The sequence below is a fragment of the Falsiroseomonas sp. E2-1-a20 genome (assembly GCF_051433195.1).
Classification (GTDB): domain Bacteria; phylum Pseudomonadota; class Alphaproteobacteria; order Acetobacterales; family Acetobacteraceae; genus Falsiroseomonas.
The window spans coordinates 1-7075 of sequence record NZ_JBHMFT010000087.1 but is presented as its reverse complement, the minus strand read 5'-3'; the positions used below and the strand labels follow the sequence as shown (position 1 = coordinate 7075).

Below are 7075 nucleotides of genomic sequence, written 5' to 3'. Positions count from 1 at the left end.
AATGCATGAAGGCCCGAGTGGAGTCGGACGGTTGTACAGCAAACTGTACTCTCCTAACGTCCTGAGCTTGGGCAGGACCGCGATCCGGGGGCAAGATTGGCAAGGCTTCGTACTGTCACTGTGGGTGCAGTCAACATTCGCATTCACCCACATTCGCCCGAGCGGTACGAACTTCTCCTTGGAGATGCCTTTTCCCTAAAGAAGGTTGTGGCCCTTCAAAGCCATCAGAGGATGATAATGGCGCGGCTCGACATGTCGCAACGGGAGCACGGGGTACTAAGGGGCACGCTCGCACGTTTTACTGAGATCGATCCTGATCTGCCGTGGTTCAACGCAGTCCGCTTTGCTCCGGCTGATGAGGACGAGGTGCGGCGCATCCAAATTCCGCAAAATCTTCGGCCAAACTATATGGCGCTTTTCTTCACCTTTCATATTCATGAGCATCTGTTGATTTTCGAGCACCGTGGTGCAGGGAGATCGTATTTAAGCCCGCAAATGGCGATGAAATTTTTCGAGGGGCTGTTTAGCGACGATGCGTTGTCGGCCAAATTCGGTCCTGTAGCAGTCAGCATGGTGGCTGATCGGGATCAGCTAGAAGCTATTATCGGCATTCCAGACCTCAAAAGACTGCGAATTTACGTCAAACGACCTAATCCGGATGACCTTGGGGACTACGACACGTTCTGGGAAAACAAGCTGGTTCGCCAAGGAGCGAACAGTATTGATGTAGTATATGAGGCCGAAGGCAAAGAGAGCATTAGGCCGGACGAAGAGACGCGGCAATTTGCGGAACTTGCCACCCGTAACGGCGAGATCGAGGCAGTCGGCATTGACGCAGATGGTAACCGAGTTGAACGCTCTACCAGGGAGCACCCCACGCTAGAACCGCTGCGGTACGATCCGGAACACACCACTCATGAACAAGCGTTCAGGTCCGCCGCGCTCACGCTCGTGAAACGCATAATGAGTAGCATTCTATGAGTCTTCGCCGCCCCTCGCGTTTGCTGCGATTTCTCTTCGGCGATTACCGTGGCGCGCTAGTATCCTTTCGATCATATTGTCAGGCATACGGTGGTTGGCGTGCAGTTTCGGTGTCGCCGTACCTCCGAGTTGCAGTGATTTTAACCATTGTCTCGGCGGGTACTTGGACCTCGGAGAACTGGTGGGACACGCCGCTCTCGGTGCTCCCGAGCCTGATCGGCTTTACCCTCGGAGGATACGCAATCCTTATTGCTTTTGGTGATGATCGTTTCAAGGCGCTACTCACTCAGCCGGTACCCGAAATGCCCGCGAGCACATTTATGGCGATCAACGCAACTTTTGTCCACTTCATCCTTGTGCAGGTAGTGGCTCTTTTACTAGCCATCTTGGCCGAGGCTCGACCTCTCTCGTCCGTACTGTCTTTATTGCCGAGCGACCCGTATGCTGCACTTTTCAAGTCGTGGCCCGCTATTGCAATTGTCCGCCGAAGCGTTGTGATAGCGGCGTGGTTCATGGGGTACGCGATGTTCCTATACGCCATCGTGTCAACATTGGCGGCGACGGCCGCTATTTTTCGGGTCGGAGGATGGTTCGAGAAGGCGAAGCAGCATGAGGCAGAGCGGGATGTGGCGCTTCGATCGGACTCCCTCTCAGTCCAACGGTTAGTGCCACCGCTGAGCCCTCCTAGCCCGGATAGTGCAGGCACAGGACGGTTCGGGTAAAAGTCAACAATGACCTCGGTCATTCGGATCAACGAGGTGTCGTCTAAGACAGACACTTCCTCTTTCCAAATCACCCATTCTCGTCCACCAGACCGTGGTGATGTCGGGCTCTTTGAATATCGTCGGCAGTGTGCCGAGTCGCAGCATGATAAACACCATAAACATTGCAAATAGTTGGGGAGACGATCTTTGAGCTTACGCGATCTACTCGAAAAATATCGCGCTGGGTCTTCTTCCGAGAGGGAAAAGGGGACTTATTTCGAGCGCCTTGTGAAAGTCTGGCTTGAACATGCACCGACTCAAAGGGCTCAGTTCAGCCGCGTCCTGATGTTCTCAGATTGGGCCAAAGAGAACGGCTTCGACCAGCGGGACACCGGGATCGACCTCGTTGCCCAGCTTGCAGACAGCGCTGATGACTGGTGCGCAATCCAGTGCAAGTTCTACGCCGAGGGCCATCGCATCCAGAAGGCGGACATCGACAGCTTCTTCACCGCATCGGGGAAGCGGCCCTTCACGCGCCGGATGATCGTTGACACGACCGGGGTGCAGTGGAGCGAGCACGCCGATGAAGCCCTGCGAAACCAAATCGTCGAAACCATCCGGGTCGGTCTGAGCGATCTGGAAGATAGTGGCATCGACTGGGAAGCGTTCGCCACGAGCCAGTCGGTCAAGCTCCTCGACAAGAAGCGCCCCCGACAGCATCAGATCGAGGCATTGGCGGCGGTCCGAGGCGGGTTTGCTATCGCTGACCGTGGCAAGATGATCATGGCCTGCGGCACGGGCAAAACCTACACCGCCCTACACATTGCTGAGCAGATGGTGGGCAAGGGCGGACGCGTGCTGTTCCTCGTGCCGTCGCTTTCCCTCATGTCTCAGTCGATCCGCGAATGGTCGATTGACGCGAACATCCCGCTCCGCAGCTTTGCCGTCTGCTCGGACAGTCAGGTGGGCGTCCGCAAGGCCGCCGATGGCGACGTGGCCGACATCGACGTTCACGACCTCGAAATCCCGGCAACGACTCACGGGACTACCATCGCTGCGAAGGCCACGCCTGCCGCTCCCGACGCGATGACCGTGGTGTTCTCGACCTACCAGTCAATCCAAGCCGTCTCTGCGGCGCAACTTATCTATGGCCTGCCTGCGTTCGACCTAATCATCTGCGATGAGGCGCACCGCACCACAGGCGTCAAACTCGCGGATGAGGAAGAGAGCAACTTCATCCGCGTTCATGACGCGGCCTACATCAGGGGCAAGAAGCGCCTCTACATGACCGCCACGCCACGCATTTTCGGAGATGCCGTCAAGCGGACGGCGGATGACGCGGATGCCGTCCTGTGCTCGATGGATGATCCCAAGCTGTTCGGCGAGACGCTGTTCACTCGCAACTTCTCATGGGCGGTCCAGAACGGCCTGCTGACCGACTACAAGGTCATTGTGCTGGCCGTGGACGAGGAAGCCGTCAGCGCAGGCGTGCAGCGCCTCTTGGCGGATGAAAACAGCGAGTTGAAACTGGACGATGCCACCAAGATCGTAGGCTGTTATAAGGCGCTGACCAAGGCGGACCTTAAGACCGATGTGGCGGGCGACACCGGCCCCATGCGGCGCGCGCTGGCCTTCGCCAGGGACATCAAACGGTCCAAGCTAATCGAGACAGAGTTTGCCCGCGTCGCCAGTGAGTGGCGTGACACGCTGGACGATGACGTTGCGGCCACGATCCCGGCGCTGGCGGTAGACATCAAGCATGTGGATGGACAGTTCAGCGCCCATGCCCGCAACGAGCGACTGGCATGGTTGAAAGACACGCGGGCGGAAGCCGACACGTGTCGTATTCTTACCAATGCCCGCTGCCTGTCTGAGGGCGTGGACGTGCCCGCCCTTGACGCGATTCTGTTCCTCCACCCGAGGAAGTCGCAGATCGACGTAGTGCAGTCGGTCGGTCGCGTGATGCGCCGCGCCGAAGGCAAAAAGATGGGCTACGTCATCCTGCCCGTTGCGGTGCCAGCGGGCAAAGCCCCGGAAGAGGCGCTGGACGACAACGAGAAGTATCGCGTTGTCTGGCAGATTCTGAACGCACTCCGCGCCCATGATGATCGTCTGGACGCAACCATTAACAAGATCGACCTCGGTGTTGACCCCGGCGACCGCATCGAGATCGTCGCCGTCACCAATGAGATGCCCATCCGCTCGGAGCCTAAGAGGACCGAGATCGACGTCGGGACGGGTGGGCGCGCTGGCGACGACGAATTGGGCGATGACGCTTCAAAGCCGCCACGTCGGGGCGACGGCGGCCAGCTAGACTTTCAGTTCGACGAGTTCGCCAAGGCCATCATGGCGCGCATCGTCAAGAAGTGCGGGACGCGCACCTATTGGGAAACGTGGGCGACTGACATTGCTCACATCGCCGAGGTGCATGTCACGCGCATCCGTGCCGCCGTGCAGGCTAGAGGGTCACAGGAGCGCAACGCCTTCGAGACCTTCCTCGCCGAAATCCGGGACGATTTAAACGACAGCATTACCGATGAAGAGGGCATCGAGATGCTGGCCCAGCATCTCATCACGCGTCCTGTCTTTGATGCGCTGTTCGAGGGCTATAGTTTCGCTGCCAACAACCCTGTTTCTACGGCGCTGCAAGGGGTGCTGGACGTGCTGGATCGCCAGCATTTGGAGAAGGAGGCAGAAGCTCTTAACAAGTTCTACGCCAGCGTCAGGATGCGCGCGCAGGGCATCGAGGACGCCACTGCCAAGCAAAAGATCATCGTCGAGCTTTACGATAAATTCTTTAAGGCGGCGTTCCCGAAGCTCTCGGCCCGGCTGGGCATCGTCTACACTCCTGTGGAGGTGGTGGATTTCATCATCCACTCTGTGGACGAGGTGTTGCAGTCAGAGTTCGGCCAGACACTCGGCAGCGAGGGCGTCCACATTATTGACCCTTTCGTCGGCACAGGTACCTTTATCACGCGGCTGCTGCAATCCGGGCTTATCAAGCCCGAGCAGATGACACACAAATACCGCCACGAAATTCACGCCAACGAAATTGTTCTGCTAGCCTACTACATCGCCGCAATCAACATCGAGGCCGTCTACCATGAAAAGGTAGGCGGGGAATACGACCCGTTCCCCGGCATCTGTCTGACCGATACATTTCAAATATACGAACAGGAGCGCGACCTCGTCTCCGACATGATGACGGTGAATTCGAGTCGCCGCACCCGACAGAAAGCACTCGATATTCGCGTGATAATTGGGAATCCGCCGTATTCGGTAGGGCAAAACAGCGCCAATGATGGCGCGTCGAATGTGGATTATCCAAAGCTGGATAACCGCATCCGCGAGACTTATGCAGCAAACTCAAACGTCAAGAAAGTCCGCTCCTTGTATGATAGCTATATCCGAGCAATACGCTGGGCTAGTGATCGTATAGGGGAAAGCGGCGTCATCGGGTTTGTCACTAATGCAGGCTTCGTTGAGTCGAATTCTGCTAGCGGATTGAGGAAGTGTCTTGAGAAAGAATTCTCAAGTGTTTTGATTTTCCATCTTCGAGGCTTGAGAGGAAAGCAGTCAGCAGGCGAGCGGGCTAGGCGCGAGGGGGGGCAAATTTTTGGTTCTGGGAGCGGCGCAGCGATTGCAATCACCATTTTGGTGAAGAATCCCGAAGCAAAACATCGCGGGGTGATCGGATTTCTCGATATCGGCGATTATCTTTCGCGCGAGCAGAAATTGGATGCGATACGCAAATACGGAAGCGTCTCCGGGATAAAAAGCGATGCTAATTTTTCATGGATAACCCCTGACGAGCACGGCGACTGGTTGCGTAAGAGGGCCGGGGTATTTTCTCAATTTATTGGTCTCGGAGATAAAAAATCTGGTTCTTCGATATTCTCGAATTACTGCCGAGGCTATGAGACACGCCGTGATGCTTGGGCCTATAATCCATCCAGGAACTCCCTAATTGAAAATATAGAAAAGATGGGCGCAACATATAACGCAGATCGGGAGCGCATATTTGCTGCCCTAGAACAAATTGCTGATCCCGAAAAAAGAGAAGAGTTTATCAATGAAAATATAACCAAGAACACGAAAGCGATAAGCTGGACGCCTAATCTGTTAAGAGACCTAACAAAAAACGCAGACTTTACGCCGACCGCTGAATCTATTCGAAGTGTCATTTACCGACCATTTTCAAAAACGCTGCTTATGTCCCACAAGCAAGTTATTTGGAGTCATTATCGTTTGCCGAGTTATTTTCCGAGCGCCGCGAGTGAAAATCGTATAATTATTATCCACGGCCCCGGCGAGCAGTTCGAGTTCACAACCTTAATGGCCTCTGCGCCAGTGGACGTTCACGTCTTACATGGAAGCCAGTGCTTTCCTCGTTACGTTTTTGACGGAAAGCCTGAGCAAGGTGAAGGCAATACACAAGCAGGGCTGTTCACCACTGAGGCTGCCGAAGGCAGCAGAAGGTTTGATGGCATTACCGACGAGGGGCTGAGGCACTTCACCGGCGCCTATCCCGGCGAGCCGATCACTAAGGACGACGTGTTCTACTACGTTTACGGCCTGCTGCATTCCCAGGAGTATCGTGAGCGATACGCCGATACCCTGACTAAGCAGTTGCCACGCATCCCCCTAGTCAAGCGCGTCCAGGATTTTCGAGCCTTCGTTAAAGCGGGCAGGAAGCTGGCGGAGTTGCACGTCAACTTCGAAACCGTAGAGCCCTTCCCGGTGACGATCAAGGAAGGCGATCTGCGCCTCGCCAACATCCCGGATCCCGTAGCCTACTACCGGGTTGAGAAGATGAAGTTCGGCGGCAAGCGGCCGAGCCAGGACAAGACCACCGTGATCTACAACGCCAGGATCACGATCACCGGCATCCCAGTCGAAGCCTATGACTACGTGGTCAACGGCAAGCCTGCACTTGAATGGGTGATGGAACGGCAGTGCGTGAAGGCTGACCTCGCCAGCGGTATCGTCAACGACGCAAACCGCTTCGCCATTGAGACCATGGGCGACCCAGCATACCCCTTCAAGCTGTTCTGCCGGATCATCACTGTGAGCCTTGAGACAATGAAGATCATCCACAATCTGCCGGGGCTGGAAATCAAAGACGGGGCAACCTCTACGCTAGAGCCCGAAACTGCCGCTGTTGAAGCTGGGCACCAAGCACAGAAGCAGTGAGGCGCGGGAAAGGTCGCAGGATCAACACCAGCCGGTGCTATATCGCGTTGGTGGAATGGTTGATGCTGTTACCTTCCAGCGGCATTTGCCTCGCAGCATCAGAAGCGGCCATGATCGCTACGCGGAGAGCATCCACCCGCCCCGTCGTTCTGGCATCGGCGCCAAAGCCGATTAAGTGGCGTGGTGACTGCCGCTGA

Annotated in this window: 2 protein-coding genes; both read left to right on the top strand. The window is 56.1% G+C overall.

Going from position 1 to position 7075, the window contains the following annotated elements:
• Positions 1–120 precede the first annotated feature (120 nt).
• Positions 121–981 carry a DUF4747 family protein gene (locus ACFHPP_RS29860; protein ID WP_437166871.1) on the top strand — a complete coding sequence of 287 codons (861 nt, stop codon included), beginning with the start codon at positions 121–123 and terminating at the stop codon, positions 979–981.
• A 911-nt stretch (positions 982–1892) separates the two neighbouring features.
• A complete protein-coding gene (locus ACFHPP_RS29855) occupies positions 1893–6878 on the top strand; it encodes a DEAD/DEAH box helicase (RefSeq protein WP_437166870.1) in 4986 nt (1661 codons plus the stop codon).
• The last annotated feature ends 197 nt before the right edge of the window (positions 6879–7075 follow it).